General features: G+C 51.9%; 23 protein-coding genes. All 23 read right to left on the bottom strand.

Annotated elements, in window-relative coordinates; genetic code table 11:
• Positions 1–41 precede the first annotated feature (41 nt).
• The 23 genes from UC14_RS00395 to UC14_RS00285 all read right to left on the bottom strand — a co-directional run bounded on the left by UC14_RS00395 (position 42) and on the right by UC14_RS00285 (position 16,086).
• Positions 42–422: a phage tail assembly chaperone family protein, TAC gene (locus UC14_RS00395; protein ID WP_112197074.1), complete on the bottom strand. Its 381-nt coding sequence runs from the start codon at positions 420–422 to the stop codon at positions 42–44.
• Positions 423–491: 69 nt separating this feature from the next.
• Positions 492–986: a phage tail tube protein gene (locus tag UC14_RS00390; protein ID WP_112197051.1), complete on the bottom strand. Its 495-nt coding sequence runs from the start codon at positions 984–986 to the stop codon at positions 492–494.
• A gap of 59 nt (positions 987–1,045) precedes the next feature.
• Complete coding sequence (locus tag UC14_RS00385; RefSeq protein WP_112197050.1) at positions 1,046–1,411, bottom strand: DUF3168 domain-containing protein; 366 nt, start codon at positions 1,409–1,411, stop codon at positions 1,046–1,048.
• Positions 1,408–1,893, bottom strand: a complete 486-nt coding sequence (locus tag UC14_RS00380) for an HK97-gp10 family putative phage morphogenesis protein (RefSeq protein ID WP_112197049.1) — start codon at positions 1,891–1,893, stop codon at positions 1,408–1,410. Before UC14_RS00380 ends, UC14_RS00385 begins: the two co-directional genes overlap by 4 nt.
• Complete coding sequence (locus UC14_RS00375; RefSeq protein ID WP_112197048.1) at positions 1,886–2,218, bottom strand: phage head closure protein; 333 nt, start codon at positions 2,216–2,218, stop codon at positions 1,886–1,888. Before UC14_RS00375 ends, UC14_RS00380 begins: the two co-directional genes overlap by 8 nt.
• Before the next feature lie 2 nt (positions 2,219–2,220).
• Positions 2,221–2,421, bottom strand: coding sequence for a hypothetical protein (locus UC14_RS26650; protein WP_157962059.1), 201 nt, complete (start codon positions 2,419–2,421; stop codon positions 2,221–2,223).
• A gap of 61 nt (positions 2,422–2,482) precedes the next feature.
• Positions 2,483–2,827, bottom strand: coding sequence for a head-tail connector protein (locus UC14_RS00365; protein WP_112197046.1), 345 nt, complete (start codon positions 2,825–2,827; stop codon positions 2,483–2,485).
• Between the two features lie 60 nt (positions 2,828–2,887).
• Complete coding sequence (locus tag UC14_RS00360) at positions 2,888–4,096, bottom strand: phage major capsid protein (RefSeq protein WP_112197045.1); 1,209 nt, start codon at positions 4,094–4,096, stop codon at positions 2,888–2,890.
• A gap of 9 nt (positions 4,097–4,105) precedes the next feature.
• Positions 4,106–4,957, bottom strand: coding sequence for a head maturation protease, ClpP-related (locus UC14_RS00355; RefSeq protein WP_112197044.1), 852 nt, complete (start codon positions 4,955–4,957; stop codon positions 4,106–4,108).
• An 11-nt stretch (positions 4,958–4,968) separates the two neighbouring features.
• Positions 4,969–6,273 (bottom strand): phage portal protein, encoded by a 1,305-nt coding sequence (locus UC14_RS00350; RefSeq protein WP_112197043.1) that lies wholly within the window; start codon positions 6,271–6,273, stop codon positions 4,969–4,971.
• Positions 6,273–8,003 (bottom strand): terminase large subunit, encoded by a 1,731-nt coding sequence (locus UC14_RS00345; RefSeq protein WP_112197042.1) that lies wholly within the window; start codon positions 8,001–8,003, stop codon positions 6,273–6,275. Before UC14_RS00345 ends, UC14_RS00350 begins: the two co-directional genes overlap by 1 nt.
• A gap of 3 nt (positions 8,004–8,006) precedes the next feature.
• On the bottom strand, positions 8,007–8,480 hold the full coding sequence (locus tag UC14_RS00340) for a phage terminase small subunit P27 family (RefSeq protein WP_112197041.1): 474 nt from the start codon (positions 8,478–8,480) through the stop codon (positions 8,007–8,009).
• Between the two features lie 207 nt (positions 8,481–8,687).
• Complete coding sequence (locus UC14_RS00335) at positions 8,688–9,038, bottom strand: HNH endonuclease (RefSeq protein WP_112197040.1); 351 nt, start codon at positions 9,036–9,038, stop codon at positions 8,688–8,690.
• 12 nt (positions 9,039–9,050) lie between these two features.
• The gene (locus UC14_RS00330) at positions 9,051–9,650 is read right to left on the bottom strand and encodes a hypothetical protein (RefSeq protein WP_112197039.1); all 600 of its coding nucleotides are present in this window, start codon (positions 9,648–9,650) and stop codon (positions 9,051–9,053) included.
• Positions 9,632–11,089, bottom strand: a complete 1,458-nt coding sequence (locus UC14_RS00325; protein ID WP_112197038.1) for a glycosyltransferase family 2 protein — start codon at positions 11,087–11,089, stop codon at positions 9,632–9,634. Before UC14_RS00325 ends, UC14_RS00330 begins: the two co-directional genes overlap by 19 nt.
• A 66-nt stretch (positions 11,090–11,155) precedes the next feature.
• Entirely contained in the window at positions 11,156–11,587 is a 432-nt protein-coding gene (locus UC14_RS00320; RefSeq protein ID WP_112197037.1) for a hypothetical protein, read from the bottom strand.
• Between the two features lie 120 nt (positions 11,588–11,707).
• Entirely contained in the window at positions 11,708–12,241 is a 534-nt protein-coding gene (locus UC14_RS00315) for a lysis protein (RefSeq protein WP_112197036.1), read from the bottom strand.
• A 10-nt stretch (positions 12,242–12,251) separates the two neighbouring features.
• Positions 12,252–12,878: a glycoside hydrolase family 19 protein gene (locus UC14_RS00310; protein ID WP_112197035.1), complete on the bottom strand. Its 627-nt coding sequence runs from the start codon at positions 12,876–12,878 to the stop codon at positions 12,252–12,254.
• Positions 12,875–13,162: a phage holin family protein gene (locus tag UC14_RS00305; RefSeq protein WP_112197034.1), complete on the bottom strand. Its 288-nt coding sequence runs from the start codon at positions 13,160–13,162 to the stop codon at positions 12,875–12,877. The genes UC14_RS00310 and UC14_RS00305 overlap by 4 nt, the downstream gene beginning before the upstream one ends.
• Positions 13,149–13,529: a phage holin family protein gene (locus UC14_RS00300; RefSeq protein ID WP_112197033.1), complete on the bottom strand. Its 381-nt coding sequence runs from the start codon at positions 13,527–13,529 to the stop codon at positions 13,149–13,151. The genes UC14_RS00305 and UC14_RS00300 overlap by 14 nt, the downstream gene beginning before the upstream one ends.
• A gap of 172 nt (positions 13,530–13,701) precedes the next feature.
• Entirely contained in the window at positions 13,702–14,367 is a 666-nt protein-coding gene (locus tag UC14_RS00295) for a bacteriophage antitermination protein Q (protein ID WP_112197032.1), read from the bottom strand.
• 13 nt (positions 14,368–14,380) lie between these two features.
• Positions 14,381–15,394, bottom strand: a complete 1,014-nt coding sequence (locus tag UC14_RS00290; protein ID WP_112197031.1) for a DUF968 domain-containing protein — start codon at positions 15,392–15,394, stop codon at positions 14,381–14,383.
• Complete coding sequence (locus UC14_RS00285) at positions 15,391–16,086, bottom strand: phage antirepressor KilAC domain-containing protein (RefSeq protein WP_112197030.1); 696 nt, start codon at positions 16,084–16,086, stop codon at positions 15,391–15,393. Before UC14_RS00285 ends, UC14_RS00290 begins: the two co-directional genes overlap by 4 nt.
• Between the last annotated feature and the right edge of the window lie 10 nt (positions 16,087–16,096).

The raw sequence follows: 16,096 nt of genomic DNA, 5'->3' as shown, positions 1-16,096 counted from the left end.
CTGTGCCTCGGCAATGGTGCAACCACCGATCCCATTAATGACTAATTCGCACCAGAGCTCGTTTTCGGCGCTGAGCTCGTCGTCTTTCCCAGGTTGTTCACCTCTGAGATGGCAACCAGAAGCGCAATAGTCAGAGCCCCGTCCAGCGGGCCGCGCTCGGGATCCGCCTCACCGGTAATATCTGCAGGTGTGAATACGGGCTTGCCATCTTCATCGCAGATCGAGGCTGCAATGCGACCCGCCACCCCCTCCTGTTTCCCGACCGAAGCAAGAAGGTCAGACGTTGCGGTGTAATATCCCAGCGGGCGGACGTATACGGTCGCAGTCAGTTCTTGCTCGCCCTGCTTCCAGGTGATTTCCTTCTCGATTGGGCGGCCGGTAAACGCGCCAGCTCCTTTTAAAGACTCAAGGGTCAATTTCATGTTCTGCATCTCAGCATTGAGTAAAGAAATGAGCGGCGGCAGCCTGCCGCGCGCCGCGGTATTTTTGGCTTATGAACCAGAAACCTTCGGTACCCAGACTGACGCGCCTGAGCGCTGGATCGTGGCCGAGGTGGTTACAACGGTGTTAGCCTGAAAATCGAATGGGAAATCGGCAACATACCCCTGAAAAACAAACCAGGTACGGTCTTCTGGAAGAAGGAAACCGTCTACTGCATCAGGATCTGAAGGCGTTGCCACGGTTGGAAGATAGGTGCCATCTGACCAGCCAACCGCGAAAGTGAGGTCAGTCTGATCGTCAGATTCGGACAGGTTATGCAGCATCAAGTGGCTGGTGTTTGCCGGATCTGCATTGAGCGTCACCGTCGCCTGAGCCGGAGTACGCAAACCTTTTTTATAGGTTCGGGTATTACGCTCACTCAAGCAGGTGTCTTCAATTTGATCCGCCGGGTTGCCGCCGGGCGTAAACGCAGTAATACATTCAACTTCGCTTACGACACCGTTGGCGAGTACAAAAAACTGTGTACCTTGTGTCACTACAGACATGGGCTTTCTCCGGGCATAAAAAAACCGGCATAAGCCGGCGGGTTATAGATTCGGTGTTTTTAAGGTTTGACTATCCAGTCCACATCGAACGAGTAGCGATAGCTCTTTGTCTCTGGGTCACGGCCCTGAGATCCCCACCGGGTAATGTATGCATGCGTCTGGATAGCATTGCGCAGCGCCAGCGCAACAGCAGCTGCTTCGCTGGCCGTGTTTCCGTAAATATCCACCTGCAACTTGTATTCATCAAAATCGGGAACAGTATCCAGATACATCGGCGGTGAACCATCGATGTTCTGCCAGACAACGTAAGGATAAACAACGCTGTCATCATGCTCCCCGAATGGATAAAGCCTGACGGGTGATGTCCCGATCAGCGCTGTCACTGCGGCGTTGGCCGCGCACACCGGAAATATTGGGGCTATCACGATTGGCCACCTCCGCGCATTGCGCGTGCAATAGCGCGGTCTAAAGCCACCTCATATTCCCGAGCAAAAGTATTAATGACTTCAGCCACGTTATTTTCAACCGCCGGACGCAGGATCGGCTGGGCACGCATATTCTCCGTACCGAACTCAAGTAAGCGCCAGTGTGGCGTCGGAGCATTTTTTGCTTTATCTGGGTGGTCTTTGAGTTTTGCGCCATGAAGAACGCCAATGCGAAATGCAAGATCTCCGGTCCGCTTAAATACGCGGCCGTTCCACCGCACAGCGATGTTGTCCGCAATGTTTCGCCCAGTTGCAATGTCATCGACTCGACGGGCGTTGATCTTTGCCTTTTCAGCAATAATGTTTGCCGCTTTACGGAGAGCAAATCGCCCGCCCTTCTTTTTCATATCACTGCCGACGGCTTCAATCTTTGCCAAAAGAGAATCAATGCCTACGAGCGTGAAGTCGACACCATCAGCCATCATTGACCCCTTGTGAGCATGGAAGAGTGATATATTCCAGCCCACTAATGGGATCTGGAAGAATACCTTCGATATTAAAAATTTTACCGCGAAATATGATGCGGCATTTCGCGGAAATATCAGTTCGGTATCTAATTGTGATGCGCGCCGTTACTTCCGATTGACCGGCCTGCGCAGCAATAAATTCACGTGCGGATAGGAAATAAACCTCTGCCCATACAGACGTTGTATCCTGCCAAGATGGCGTAACTGCACCTGTCGCTGGATCCTGAATATTGACCGGCGTTTGAATCATCACCCGGTGGCGCAATTTTCCGGCTTGCATGATCACCCCCGAGGTTTACCGCTGAGATAAGTAAATGTTTCACTGCTTAGGTTAGTTATTTCGAGACCATCACTTTCATCGCTGATTATTTTCACCAGCAGATCGCACAGGGACTGATTCGTCTCCGCCTGCCGGTTTATCGCTGAGGTCAGCGCGCGCAGTTCTTGAATCAGCTGCTGGTGGTTTCCCTGTTGCTCGTTCATATGCAATTTTCACCCACTTTTTGAGCCATGCCTTCCGGCGTTCACAACCAGCACAGGCCATTTAAACTCCGTAAATTCGATAGGGTTGAAGAAGTGACTCCACCGCAAAAGGAAGTGTCACAACCGACTGCCCAGCTACCACTGACTCCCTGTTTGCATACCAATTACCAATCAGCAAAAGCATTGCTGCTCGGATATCGTCATCAAGCAACAGTCGGTTTTCGTCTGTGTCGAAGCCCGGATCCGTTTTCAGTAAATAGAGCGTTCGGCGCGTCCACGTTTCAACATACCGCTTCGCCGACCCGGTATAAATTTGGAATAGCGAATCATCGAGGGTGAAATCAGGTTCGACACGGCAATGATTTTTAACGACATCGAGATCAAGTACTACGTCGGGATCGGCCATCTTTCGCCCAACCTTCTATAAATGGAAAAGCGGCCCGAAGGCCGCTGTCAGGGAATAAAATCAGCTACCAGAACCGACAAGATCACCGTAAACGAAGGCTTCCGGGCGATACACAGCGAGAGCCGCACGTTCTTCACAACGAATAGAAATCATGTTCTTTTCGAAGTCATCGGCATTCTCAGTTGAGATAACCACATTGGCATCTTCACGGTCGAATAACTGCGCGCCGGCATTAAAGGCACCAGTCAGGAACTTACCGATAAACTGCGCAGCTTCGGTAGCAACTACCGGAAGGGCCCACAGGGTAGGTGTGGTGAGCTGAGCCGGGTTAGCCAGGATATAACGCCCTAACTCATCTTTAGTCAGTTCGATCTTCGCCCAGTCAATAAAGTGCAGCACATGACCAGATGCAGGGAAACGAGCCAATTGAGCCTGTAGCATCGCCAGACGCAGACGGTCGATACCATTTTCTTTTTCCACCGCGAACGCCGGATTGAATGCGGTAGCCTGTGGGATGATGCCGTGAATGTGCACACCAGTACCGTCACCAAACAGAATTTCCTGCTCTTCTGCGTATTTAAGGCCGTAGCGCATCTCCGCATCAATAGTTGACTGAAGTTGAGCGAAGTCATCAAGAATCTGTTTGGATGCTTTGAACATATGCGCGATCGTGCGAACAGGCGTAGTTTCTTCGCTGAACTCAATGTTGCTGTAAGGCTTGGTTGTATTTTCCGCGACGACAGAAGCGTTGTTTGTGAAGCCCGTCTGTTTCACATAGTAGATCGTGTTGGACTGGGTGCGACCAGGCGAAATCAGATCACGAATGAACAGTCGCTGCTTAGGTGTTGTGTCGATCCCAGGCAAGCGCTGTGGTGCAATGATATCGCCCGGCAAGTCGACGGTGGTAAGAGCGGCATGAACAGGAACTGCAATGCGTTTATTACCTTCAATGCTTGAACGGATTTCTTTCATCATTTCAGCAGAGATGACCTGTTGGCCAACTGATTGGATGATGTTTTTTGCGGAACTCAACGGCATTTCTGCAACATGCTGTTCCAGTTCGCCGAGAGAAGCTTTCAGGGTGTTATGTGCCTGGCTAAGCGCATTAAACTCGGTGGCAATTTTGTCCACAGATTCCTTAGTTTCTGCGGAAAGCTTTCCGGATGCCTGAGCTTCACTGATCGCCTTTTCAGCTTTTTTGCTGAAATCACCGGAGACTTCATCGAGCTTTGCAGATACTTTTTTCAATAACTCATTTACATCAGACATAATTTTTCCTTATTTGCCGAACGCGTCCAGCGCGTTTTCAAGCGTTTGAATGGTTTCTTGATTAATTTCTTTGGTAGCGCTCGGCTTACCTTCTTCAGTAGCAGTAGCGCCAGGCTTACTCCCACTTAAAGCTTTGAGATGCTTTCTACGTTCAGATCGGGGCATTCCCCCTTTCGCAAGAAAAGCATCAATCTTTCGGAGTGCAGCCGCGGGACTTTCGTCGTCACTTGCGATTTCATCAGCGGATAAAAGAGAATCAGCCATGCCCTTATCGATAGCGTCGCTGCCGCCTATAAACGACTCGTTATCCATTAGCTGCTGAACAACACCCACATCGAGCCCGGAGCGCGCGGCGTAGATATCTGCCATCGCTTTATCGAATGGCTCCAGATAATCCGCGTATTCTCTAAAATCATTTTTATTCCCAGCGGCGATAAACCATGCGTTATGGATCATTAGGAAAGCACCACGGCCAATTTGAATTTCATCTCCAGCCATAGCGATAACTGACGCCGCAGAAGCGGCAAGACCGAGGATCTTGATCGTCACATTTCCTTCGTATTCACGCAGCAGGTTGTAAATCGCTAGCCCTTCGAACATGTCTCCGCCGGGGGAATTAATATTGACCGTCACATCAGAACCGCCCATAGAGCGAAGTGCGCCAGCAATACGGTTGGCGCTAACACCATCCCCCCAATAATCCTCACCAATCACATCGAAAATTGAGATTGTGTTATCACCAGACTGGGCCGCTGCTTTAATACTTCCATCCCATCGCTCCAATGCAGCCGAGGGAAGTTCACGTTTTTCGCGCGCAAAAGGCCGCCCCTCCGGCGCTGCCGGAAGACGTTTAATGGTCATCAGATTGTCTCCTAAGCCGCTTGTTTTAGCGGTGACTGTTCCGGTGGAATATCCGGGAAGAGGAAGGCGTGAAGCTTGGTAATATTACTTGCAACAGCTGCTGCGTTATTTTCACGAAGCTGATCCAGCGGTGTTAGGTTAAGTTGAACTGTGTAGATTTCACCGCCCTCAATAGGTGGCAAGTTCTCAAGTCGACGCACGTCGTTTCGGGACATCCAGCCATTTTGAAGTGCTGTTGTGTAATAGGCCGAGCGTCCGACAGTGTCAGCACGAAGCAGCCCTTCAACCGAGAATTCGGCGTAAATATCATCAGATCCGTCAAGCAAACAGCGTGCTATTTCTTGTTCGATATTTACCAACATTGGTCGAAGTGTATTAGTCAGGAAAAGTAAATTCATTCCTTCGACACTTGAAGCCCAGCTACTTTGTTTATCGACATGTCCAACCATAAATGGAGGCACTCGAAACCAACGACAGATCTCTTCAATACTAAATGCTCTGGATTCAAGCATCTGCGCCGCTTCTGGGTTAATTGTCACCCCTTGGTACTTCATCCCTCCTTCAAGAACCATGATTTTCCCGGCGTTTTTAGAGCTGGTGAAATTTGTCATATACGAACGAAGTCGCTCACGCTGTTCATCATTCAGCGCCTGTTCGGCTGTAAGAAACCCTGAGCTTTGCAAACCATTTTCGAAAATTTTTGCAGCAGATTCTTCAACCGACATTGCAGCGCCAATCACATCACGCCCGGTCATCATCGGCATCATTCCGCAGACACCATCCAGGCCGAAACCACGAATGTGCATCATGTTTTTTACAGGAATTTCCCGCTGACTACTGGTATCGGTATAGGTGTATTGAAGGCTGCCATTTTCCAACCGTTTCACCACCATGTTTTGTGGCAAGAGAGGTATCAGCGAAACAAGTCTATTACCAATCATCTTTTTTTCTACGAATGCATTGCCACGCAGACAAAGAGATGCAACCACCGAAAGCATAAAACGTGAAGGGGTCATTTCCTGATTTGGCCGACGGCAAAGTAATTGGTAAACAGGATGATCCTGCGCCAGTTTACGAGAGCCATCGGGCTGCCTTACATAAATTTTGACAGGCAGTGTTGATACTGATTCGCTAAGTAGTCTCGTGCATGCCCAGACCGCTGATAAACGAATGGCCTTCTCTGCAGAGACGGTTTTCCCACTACTGCTTTTCCCCCACCATTCCTCCCAAAAAGTGCCGGTAGTCAGGCTGATGGGGACACCCAGCCAGTTTAGAAGCGCGCTTTTCACTCGCCCCGGCTGTTTATTTTTTTTCATCAGAAACCTACCATTATCGGGTTATCAAAGAATCCAGTCAGATCTGGTTTATCATCGCCACCGTTGACCAGTAACCGGCTTTTGGCCGTAAACAGCGCCACCGGCCCATCGATTTTATTTTCCGGCGTTGATTTATTCGGGAATACGTTGTCGTTTTTGTCAGGCTTTACGGTGACGTTTGACATCATCCACGTCATTACCGGGTTGCCGTCGTGGTGGATCTTGCTGCCGTAGACGTCGGCCTGAACTGACTTCATGGATTCAGACAGGTTTTTTACCGTCTGGGCAACTTCGACCAGCGGTAATCCTTCTTCGGCCAGCGCCAGGCTAAACTGGGTTGCGCTCCACGGGTCGAAGGCTATTTCTTTCAGGCTTTCACCTTTCACCCAGGCTTCTACCTCGGCTTTGATATAGCCGTGATCGATAACGTCACCATCGGTTAAGTCCAGATATCCGGCATCCGCCCATTTCCTGTAAAGCTCAGAAATATGCTTCGGCGCGGTTTGCAGTCGCCCTTCGGGTAGCCAGAATTTCGACTTGGTGTGGGTGTGACCATTAGGTGCGAGCCACGTTTTAACCGCGGCGCAGATGTCTATCTTGTTGGCTAAGTCGATGCCAACCCAAAGCGGCCAGTTAACCAGTTCTTCATCCGGGGCAATGTCGCCGCACTTATCCCAGCGGTCCATGTCCATCCATGCGCTTTCCGCCGTCACCCAGATATTGAGGTGCTTGGTGAAAAAGTTCGGACGCGCCGCGATCTGTTCTTTCGCTTTTTTCGCCAGACGGCGCATGTCGTCCCAGCGCTTACAAATCCCCAGCCCCGGATTAGCCTTCGGCCAGTTCTTTTCATCGAACGGGTCGTCATCTTCATCCAGCGTATAAATGACAGCAAAATATGTGTCGTCATCGACCACGCCGCGCAGCACTTTTATGGCGTAGTCCCGCTGTTCAAAACAAATACCTTCTTTGTTTGAACCTGCTGTTGTGATGGCAAAAAGCAATGACTGCAGGCGGGCACCGGTGGCCGTTTCCAGCACGTCCCAAACATCACGGGTGCGATGAGCATGGAGCTCATCGACGATCCCGCAGTGGATATTCAGACCGTCGAGGTTATTCGCATCGCTGGAAAGTGGCTCAAACTTAGAGGCCGTTCTTTCCTGATGAATATTCAGCTTCACATGACCGAACAGCCGACCGAGAGATCGAGGGGCTTTCTTGATCATGTTCTTTGCATCATCAAAAACGATGCGGGCCTGGTCGCGAGTGGTTGCCGCCGAATAGACTTCGGCACCGCCCTCGCCATCCGCACCGGTCATGTAAAGTCCGATGCCAGAAGAAAGCGTAGACTTGGCGTTTTTGCGAGCCACCTCGTTGTAAGCAGTGCGAAAACGGCGAACCATGATCGCGTCGCCGTCATCGTCAAACATCTGCTCGCCGGTCATTTCGTCGATCAGAGGGATCACGAACCCGAACAGATTTATGAGAATGAAGATGTCCCAGGCCATCAGGTCTATCGGCTTACCCGCCAGTGCGCCTTTTACGTGAGGGACAAAGTTGTAGAAGTCGAGAATGTGCTGGGCGCGATCCTCGTAGAAGTAGACGCCGCGTTCCGGCCCATGCTCTAAATCGTTAAGGAATCGCTGGCACGATAGGCGCACCAGTTCGCCAGCAACAATCTCGCCGGAGAGCACGCGCTCGGCGTACTGGATACCATCCGAAACGGTTGCCATTCATCATTTGCGCTTTTTCAAAAATTCTTCAAGTGGGTCAGCTTCTCCTGCACCCTCGCTGCTTACCTTGCTGCGAGACGCCGGTGTCATGCCGAATTCTGCCATCATGCCGCGTAGGCGTTTCCAGGAATCTGCCATCATTCCTACCCGTGGATGAGCTTTTATCAGAGTGTCGCCTGTCATCGTCCTTGTTGTGTAGGTTTCCCCCTCTTCATCCAGAATGTCTCTGTGACTTCTCCATTCCACATAAGCACCGATCAACAATTCAAGTGCCATCCCATCGAGATGCGTGATCACCTTGGAACAGTCCAGCTCTTCACCGATCCGCTTGAACCAATACTTCTCTTGCTTATTGAAATGCTTCGGGATTGGGGGGACCCCTGACGGGGGTTTCGGCTCTGACTTGTTTATTGAACGTTTTGAAGGGTTCCCCTTGATCAAACGCAGATTCGTTGGGGTTCTCGGTGGTCCAGACATGATAGAAAACTCCTATTAATCGCGATTGGGGATCCCCATGAAAAAGGTTTCCAACCTGCGGGCGCGTAACAAAAACTTAGGCGGCGGTCCTGAGGCGCAAGGGGTCTGAACTTTTGACCCGCCCTCCCCCTCGGAAATGAGAATTGATATCATTTGCATTGAGATGATTCAAAATGCAACTATTTATTGTGTTATTAATAATCATTATCATTTGAAGCGTTCTCGCCCTGTTTTCTTTCGATGGCAGGGCCAGCAGAGGCTTTCGAGATTGCTTTGATCATCGGTACCCCCATTGGCTTTAGCGATAATGTGGTCGACAGTTGTTGCCGGAGTCAGCCTGTCCTGACGTTTGCACTCTTGGCACAGGTGTTTATCACGGGCGAGAATGAGTGGTCTGAGCTTGTCCCAACTGGTGCCATATCCACGCTCATGCCTTGACTGTCCACGCTGGTGCTGCTGCCAACCTTCGTTACGGTGCGTCTCACAGTAGCCCGACCTGTCAGTCGTAGTGCGGCCGCATCCATGCTTTCTGCATGCGCGAGGTATTGCTGCTGGCATGATTAATCCTTGTTATGGAGATACGGCAAGACGCCAGGCGCGCCGACGCTCGCTCCTTGGCTCGTTGTCCGGGTGCCGCTCAACGGACGCACCATCGGCATGATCAACCAATGAGTAACACGGATAGATAACCTCACCACCCAGTGCGTCACCGACTGAATAGTCAGCAGCCTGATTGCGATTCCAATTGCTGAGTATCTTTGCAATCCCACTGACTGGCGGGCTGTAGCAAACGCCGTGAATGAGGCGGCCAATTATGATGTGGTCACCCTGGCGCTTATCGGCATCAATCAGCCGCGTTGCTATTTGCTGCTGGTACTGCGGCGGGCGGCCCGTACCGAGGTAGAAGCTTATGAGATGATCAGGGAATCTGGTCACCCATTCACTCACCGACTCACTGAAGCCTGGCAACAGCAGGGCATCGTCTTCCAATATCACCACGCGGCAATCTTGCTGGCTGGCCCACTCGATAGCGCGCCGGTGATTCCAGTTGCTGCCGTGGTCGCCTTCATCAATCATCAGTTGTGCGTGCAGCGTATCAGCGAGGCGAGTCGCCATGTCTCGGCGCTTGTGATGTCCTACAACACAGAAGGTCACTTGTGGCGATACCATGCGAACTCCTTACCCATACCATCATCAGATTTAAAGACGGTGTGAACCCTTGGCCCCGTGACAACACGGTCACCGAATGACTTTGCAGCCATGCCAAACGCTCCCATATCAACCGCTGTCGCTGGCGCTGTCTCCATCTTCCAGAATCGCTGGCTTTCGATGCGGTAATGCAGCCTGATGATCCGGTGCGCAAACTCCATCACGTCATCACGCGAGCCGCCGAGAAGTCCAGCATTAAGCAGTGGCTCATCGCGGTGTTGATCAATGAATTCACCGTATGCGCGCCCGTGATGATTGGCCTTCATCCAGCCGTCGGCGTAAGTCTTATGTTCTGAGCCAACGTATATCGTGCCGGGTACCATCTCAGCCCAAGGCTCACGCAGCATCTCGACGTCCGTCCCATCCGTACACCACACTAACCGGTATTCTGGATGCGCTCTGAGGTGCTGATAGATGTGCACCCAGCGGGCAAAGTACGGGCTCATCTGAACCGCGGGCACCATAACCAGAGAAGCGCCAGCAGGTGCAACACTGAGCTGGTCGGCCAGCACCACAGCGTCAGCGCCGCGAATCGAAGACGACCAGACAGAAAGAGCTGATTCATCAGGCTTCATTGCAGCTGCACGCTGGGGATCTGGCTGGCTGGTCAGCAGGGTCGTAATGACCACATCACGTTCACGCCGATAAGGGGCAAATCCGGTATAGCCACTGTCACGCCTGCTGTTGTAAATCCCGACATTGCGCTTTACCAGCGCCTCACGGTCAGGCCGAGGAACAGAACGCTCGACAGACATGTGCTCATCGAGGGAATGGATCAGCTTTTCCGAACCAGTCACATCAGCGAATGCCCACGTGGACAGGCCAGCGTTATGGATGCGCAGCGCCAGATCGGGATGTTCGTACATGCCACGACCATAGATCGGGTCAAAGCCGCCGACCTTCTCAATCGCGCTGCGGTGGTAATACAGCATCACGCCGCGCTGGCCGGTGTAAGCAACATGCTGATCATCTCGATACAGCACGGCCATATCTTTCAGCTTCTGCGCGCCAGCCAGATCGAGAAATTGGTAAGCCAGGTGAGGCTCAGGTGATTCGATGTAAGGAACGTGCCAGTTATCTCTGATCGGATAGGCGTCATCGTCCCAAAGGAAAAGGTGCTCGCAGCTAGCATCAATCAGCGCCTCGAGGCTCCGGTTCTTCGAAGCGACGATCCCGAGTGATTTCTCATGCCTGATTATTTCAATACCGCCAGCGGTGGCAGTTTGCGCTGAACCATCATCTATCACGATCAACTTGGCGCCAGCAGGTAAGTGCTTCAGGTGCTGCTCAATCGTCTTTGCCAGAACAGCAGGCCGGTTGTGCGTCGTGACGGCGATTCCAATCTGAAAGCCCGAACTGCACACCGGCGCATACTGGACACCATCGATAGTGACCTGCATATAAGCTCCAATAAAAAAACCGCCCTTAGGCGGTGCTTTAATCTTATTTTGTACAATCTGAACAAACTACTTCGGCTCTCTAATATTAGCAGCCCAAATATTAATTCTTTTGTCTATTACAACGGTGAAACCAGATTTCAAATCAGCGTAAAGCTCATTAGCTCTTGTTGGTTTTGATACGGTATAACTAACAATGCTGTTTTTTTCTAACTTTTGGCAACTGAAATCCAAGGTTTCCAGTCCCATATTGACATATATTTCTGCGGATTTTTTATCTGCATCACAAGGATTTTTAACGATGTAGGATATCACTATGCTAGACCAGTCAGTGCCTGGACCGACAATACTCACCAAAACAGGCTGGTTATCCTCTGTCTGAGTGGTTGCATAAATAACACCATCCGTTCTTCGCCAAACGTTGTATTCACCTTCGATGTAAGCAGCATTTACACTCGATGCAAACAACAGCCCAATAACAACACTAAATATAATCTTCATCTGTTATCTTCCCTGTTAGAGATCTTTTGTCGTCCTTGCTTATAAAATAACATTCACTCTTACACTTTTACAGATATCACTTTAAACAAAGTGAATTTATCTATCAGCCGACCTCATTCCCTATTTAACGTTGCAACGTTTCTGGGCTTCAACTGCAAAGCCCTGAAGGTATTGGATCACTTTGTCGTCTTTGATGGCGCTGGCTCGGAGATCGAGAACAGCCCGTCCACCAGCGCCAGAGAGTTCGACTTGTGCTGCATCGCCCACGCCGCCGGTTCCGGTAGTGCTATTCCCGACGAGCTCGCAGGTGGCAAGGTTTGCTGCTGCGATCCGCACCCGGCGAGTGCCAGCAGCGACATCAGCGCGCAGCCTGTCATTCTTGGACTGTTCATCGGCTAATTCCTTCGTGTGTTTGGCATCCAGCGCAGCCAGTGCGGTTTGCGCCGCTTCGGTGCGTTTCTTCTGGTTGGTCAGGTCAATCACGGCCTGATCACTGAATTTCTTCAGCTCTGCGGTGTGGGTCGCTTTAAGCTTTGAAACATCAGAGTCCCAGCGCAGCCCCTCAATCCACCAGACCAGCGCGGCGGCCAGCACTATGGCAACAGCCGATTTCCAGTAAGCCTTAACCACAGCAGCAAACAATGATGTTTCCACGTCGTGCCTCTTAGATGCCCAGCGCTTTCTGGGCAATTACCAGACGAGCCTGACGATCGGCCAGACCGTTCACGCCGCCGTTGATGCGCTTGGTCAGCCCCACAAAGTCGCCTGAGTCGGCAAAGCTGTTGCAGTTGTTTGCCTTCCAGAACCAGCCCGCCGACCGCGCCGCGTATTCATCTTTCAGAAGCAAGTCAGGGTCGGTGATTAGGTCAATGCCCAGCGCTCGGCCACAGGCCAGATAGTTATCGAGGAACGTGATTTGTTTTAGGCCACGTCCACGGAATTTATAACCGTCACCCGCTGCTTTGTTGCCGTACCGGCCACCATAAGCAAGATTGGCAATGGCGCGCTGGCGCTCAACAGGCAGTGGGCCTTCTCCATTCCGGCGCCCGAGCTGCTCACGCTGTGATGCAGTGAGGCGCGTAAACACCGAAAGCCCGGCGATCGAATAGTTGAATGACTCGACCAGGGTTTTAAATCCACCGGACTCATGGCCCACCTGCGCAATGAATGCCGCCTGACGCGCCGGAGTGGAAATGTCGAATTCAGCCATCGTGCGCACCACATGCGGATACCAGCGCGCGGCTAAGTCGGCGCTCAGGGAAGCCGCCCGGGTAAATTGGTCTTTTGTCATTGTGGATGTCTCAGGACACTGAACAGTTTTGCGACGTTACCGCGGACTGCGAATACCGCGATGCAGATGACGATGTTCAATAGCAGGATCGCCCAACGGGTACCGTCATAATGATCGAAGAAAAACCGCAGCGGCACATGGCCGTAAAGCAGGATCAGCAGGTAGGCCAGCCATGACGCCCATTTTCGATGGGTGGCGCCGTTCTTGCGAAAAAAGCTCAACCGGATAACCATCAGCGAGCACAGCACCACGTTCAAGATTACCAGCGGGTCATTTATTACCACTTTGCCCCCTCCACCGATCAATCAGTGATGTTGGGTTTTTTGCCCGGTTGCTGGCGAACGTAAGCAACTGCACCGCCAGTGCGGAGATGATCACCGCGCCCAAGGCATCCAATGGTTTATCAGGATAGTTAAGCCAGCCAGCTAATTTTGCACCGGCGACGCCAGCACCGAACAAGCCGCAAATAAACGAAACGCCGAAATATGAAATGCGGCGCCAGGCTGACAGGTCCACCGCGGATGTGACGTAAAAAATAGCGCCAGCAAACGCACCAAACACCACGCCGTAATCCAGACCGGTGAACCAGCCGAAGACGCCGACCGTGGCGAGCGCCGCTGAAGCCGCTGAAGCTGATACCGGCTCGGACATTGATAAACCCCTTATCGCTGTGTTTGTCCTCCACGAATCGAGGGCAATAAAAAAGGCCGCCTAACGGCAGCCCCAATACGCAAAAACCCCGCCGGAGCGAGGTTTTTTTTCATTTATGGCAAAATATCAAATATGCTTAAAATATGCAGTACTTTGTTCATTTTTGCAAGTATTAAGACGTTAAAATCTTGGAACGTGCATCACTTCTTTTACATGAAATAGCTCTTAAAGCTGATCTATCCAGATCCTGACACAGCCAAAGTAATTCATCCCATTGCGCAGCATAATTCTCTGACCAATTTGATTTCGTAACGCCAGTGAGTTTTGCCAATTCCCCGGCGGGATATGTTTTCCCAATGCGGCCGGTACCTTCTGTGGCGTAATGCTGAACAGCTAGCCAGACAAGGGATGATAGTCTCGCCCGTTTTTTCGCGGTGATCTTGCTACCGCGGGATTTACTTTCAAATTGTTGCCAAATGAATTTGCAGATTGAAACCTGATGGGCGAAATCCAAATCATACCCATAGCAATATCGGAGCCATGCACAGCTATCTTCGTCTAAAGCTGACAGTGCACGGCGCCAACTGCTCGAGCAGAAGGTTATTTCATGTATCGGCGGGAACGGCCTAACTCGAGAACGTGTCTCTGAACAGCTGACCGGATCTAAGTCGGCGCTGACACGGCTTTTATCCAGAACGACGAAATGCAGGCGCTTGCGTTTTTTGCTCGATGTGTCGGCAGGTGCATGTTCTTCGAAAGCAGCAAGCTGCCCCTTTGTAGCGCCGCAGTAGTTGGCCAGTGCGATGATCACTCGTTCTCTGATGTATTCAATATTCATGCGGACTCCACACTTATTTTGCTTTGCCGGTAGCGATAACACCCATCGCCAGCGCGCGGTCTAATGTCGTCAGTAACAGGTGTTCCTGTGTACCGTGTTCGTTTTCCCAATCCTGAGTATTCGCATGAAGTGAGTCGTGACACCGTCTGCACAGCGGGATCACGAACAGGTCATGCGCTTTTGTCGCCATTCCACCAAATCCGTTGCCGGTGATGTGGTGCGGATCATCAGACCCGTTACCACAGGCACAACATGCCTGGCGCTTTACCCACTGGGTGTATTTCGTGTTTTCATAGCGGCGGCGTTTCGGGCGCAGCAAGAAAGATTCGGGCGTCTCCGGATCGATTGCCAGCGCCAGCACAGGTTTAATATTGTTCCCCAGCGACTCACGCGGTTCTTTCTCGTACGGGTTGGTGTCCGATTCTTTCAGTTGGGTGCCCGGTGCGCGGTATTTCACGCCCAGAGCCTCGCAAATTATTTCCTCCGGCAACTGTCCCGCCAGCCCTTTACTCGTTGCCCACCAGCACAATTCCGGTAAGGTCAGGCGGTGGCCGTCTGGTAGCCGAGACCGCGCGCGGATTGCTTCTGTCACGAATTCAGTGACGTTCGCCAGCGAAGCGGCGTCCAGTTTGGCTGATTCTTTGTCGCGGTATTCATTGTCGTGAGACCAGCACAGGGACACCATGCCGCGCGCCCGGCGCACCTGCACCAGCTCATGATGATGATATTGGCCGCCGAAGTCGGTGCACTGACAGCCGCGGTTACGCTTAACCCAAAGCTTCAGTGCATCCCAGCCACCAGCCAGACCAATCACGCGCTCTGACGAAAGAAAGGCCGCCAGACGCGGATCACGCGATAACGGCTGAGCCTCTACCGGTACCAGACCGTCGGGCGCGGCGCGCAGGTCTGCTGGCTCGTCGGTGATCAGCAGACGTTTACCGCTAAAGTGCTGCAGCATGTCGCCCGGCGGCCGCAACAGCACGATCCCCAAATCCCGCTGGGGGTATGGCTTTAACAATGCTCTCACGCCGCGTTCTCCTGTTTCTGTTTCAAATATCCGGCCCACAGCCCGGCAACCCATTCAACACCCTTTGCCGTGAAGCGAGCCTGCCGGAATGCGTGCTGATTCTGCTGGCTGGTACCGGTTTTCACCTCAAACCGGCCGGCCTCTAAATGATTGGCCTTCGGCGTCAGCTGGCCTTCCAGCCGGTAAACAATGTCTTTCTCCAGCAGGAACATCCGGAATTCAGGTTCTTTCGCATGCAGCAATTTGCAGACCGCGCGGAATCCCATAGAACCCTTAGCCATGACGTACTGATCAACGAATTCTACTTTCGGGGCCGCCAGCGCCAGCTGTGATTCTAGTACCTGTTTTTCTTCGGCTAGATCAGCAGCCAGTCGTAACGCGTCCGGCAATGACTGCGGTAACTGGTTTTTCAATTCCAGCTCCTGCCAGCGGTCAACCACCGCGGCGGTGAACTCAGGCGACAGCCGGGCAACCAGCACCAGCGAATCGCGCTTATTGAACCAGTACTCCTGATATTCTTCCCCATTCTGTTCGTGCAAATAGGGGGTGTGCTCCAACGGCGCGCTTAAAATTCCAGCAACAACCAACCTTTCAGCCGACCTTTTCACGTTGCTGTGCTTACTCTGCACCAGCTCAGCAATCTCACGGCTCGACATCGTCACCACTTTTCCTGACAGCAAACTGTTCGACATAAATACCCCA

Origin of the sequence: Rahnella sp. NRRL B-41462 (genome assembly GCF_003263525.1) — a bacterium.
Taxonomy (GTDB): domain Bacteria; phylum Pseudomonadota; class Gammaproteobacteria; order Enterobacterales; family Enterobacteriaceae; genus Rahnella; species Rahnella aceris.
This window is presented reverse-complemented; position numbering and strand designations above follow the sequence as displayed.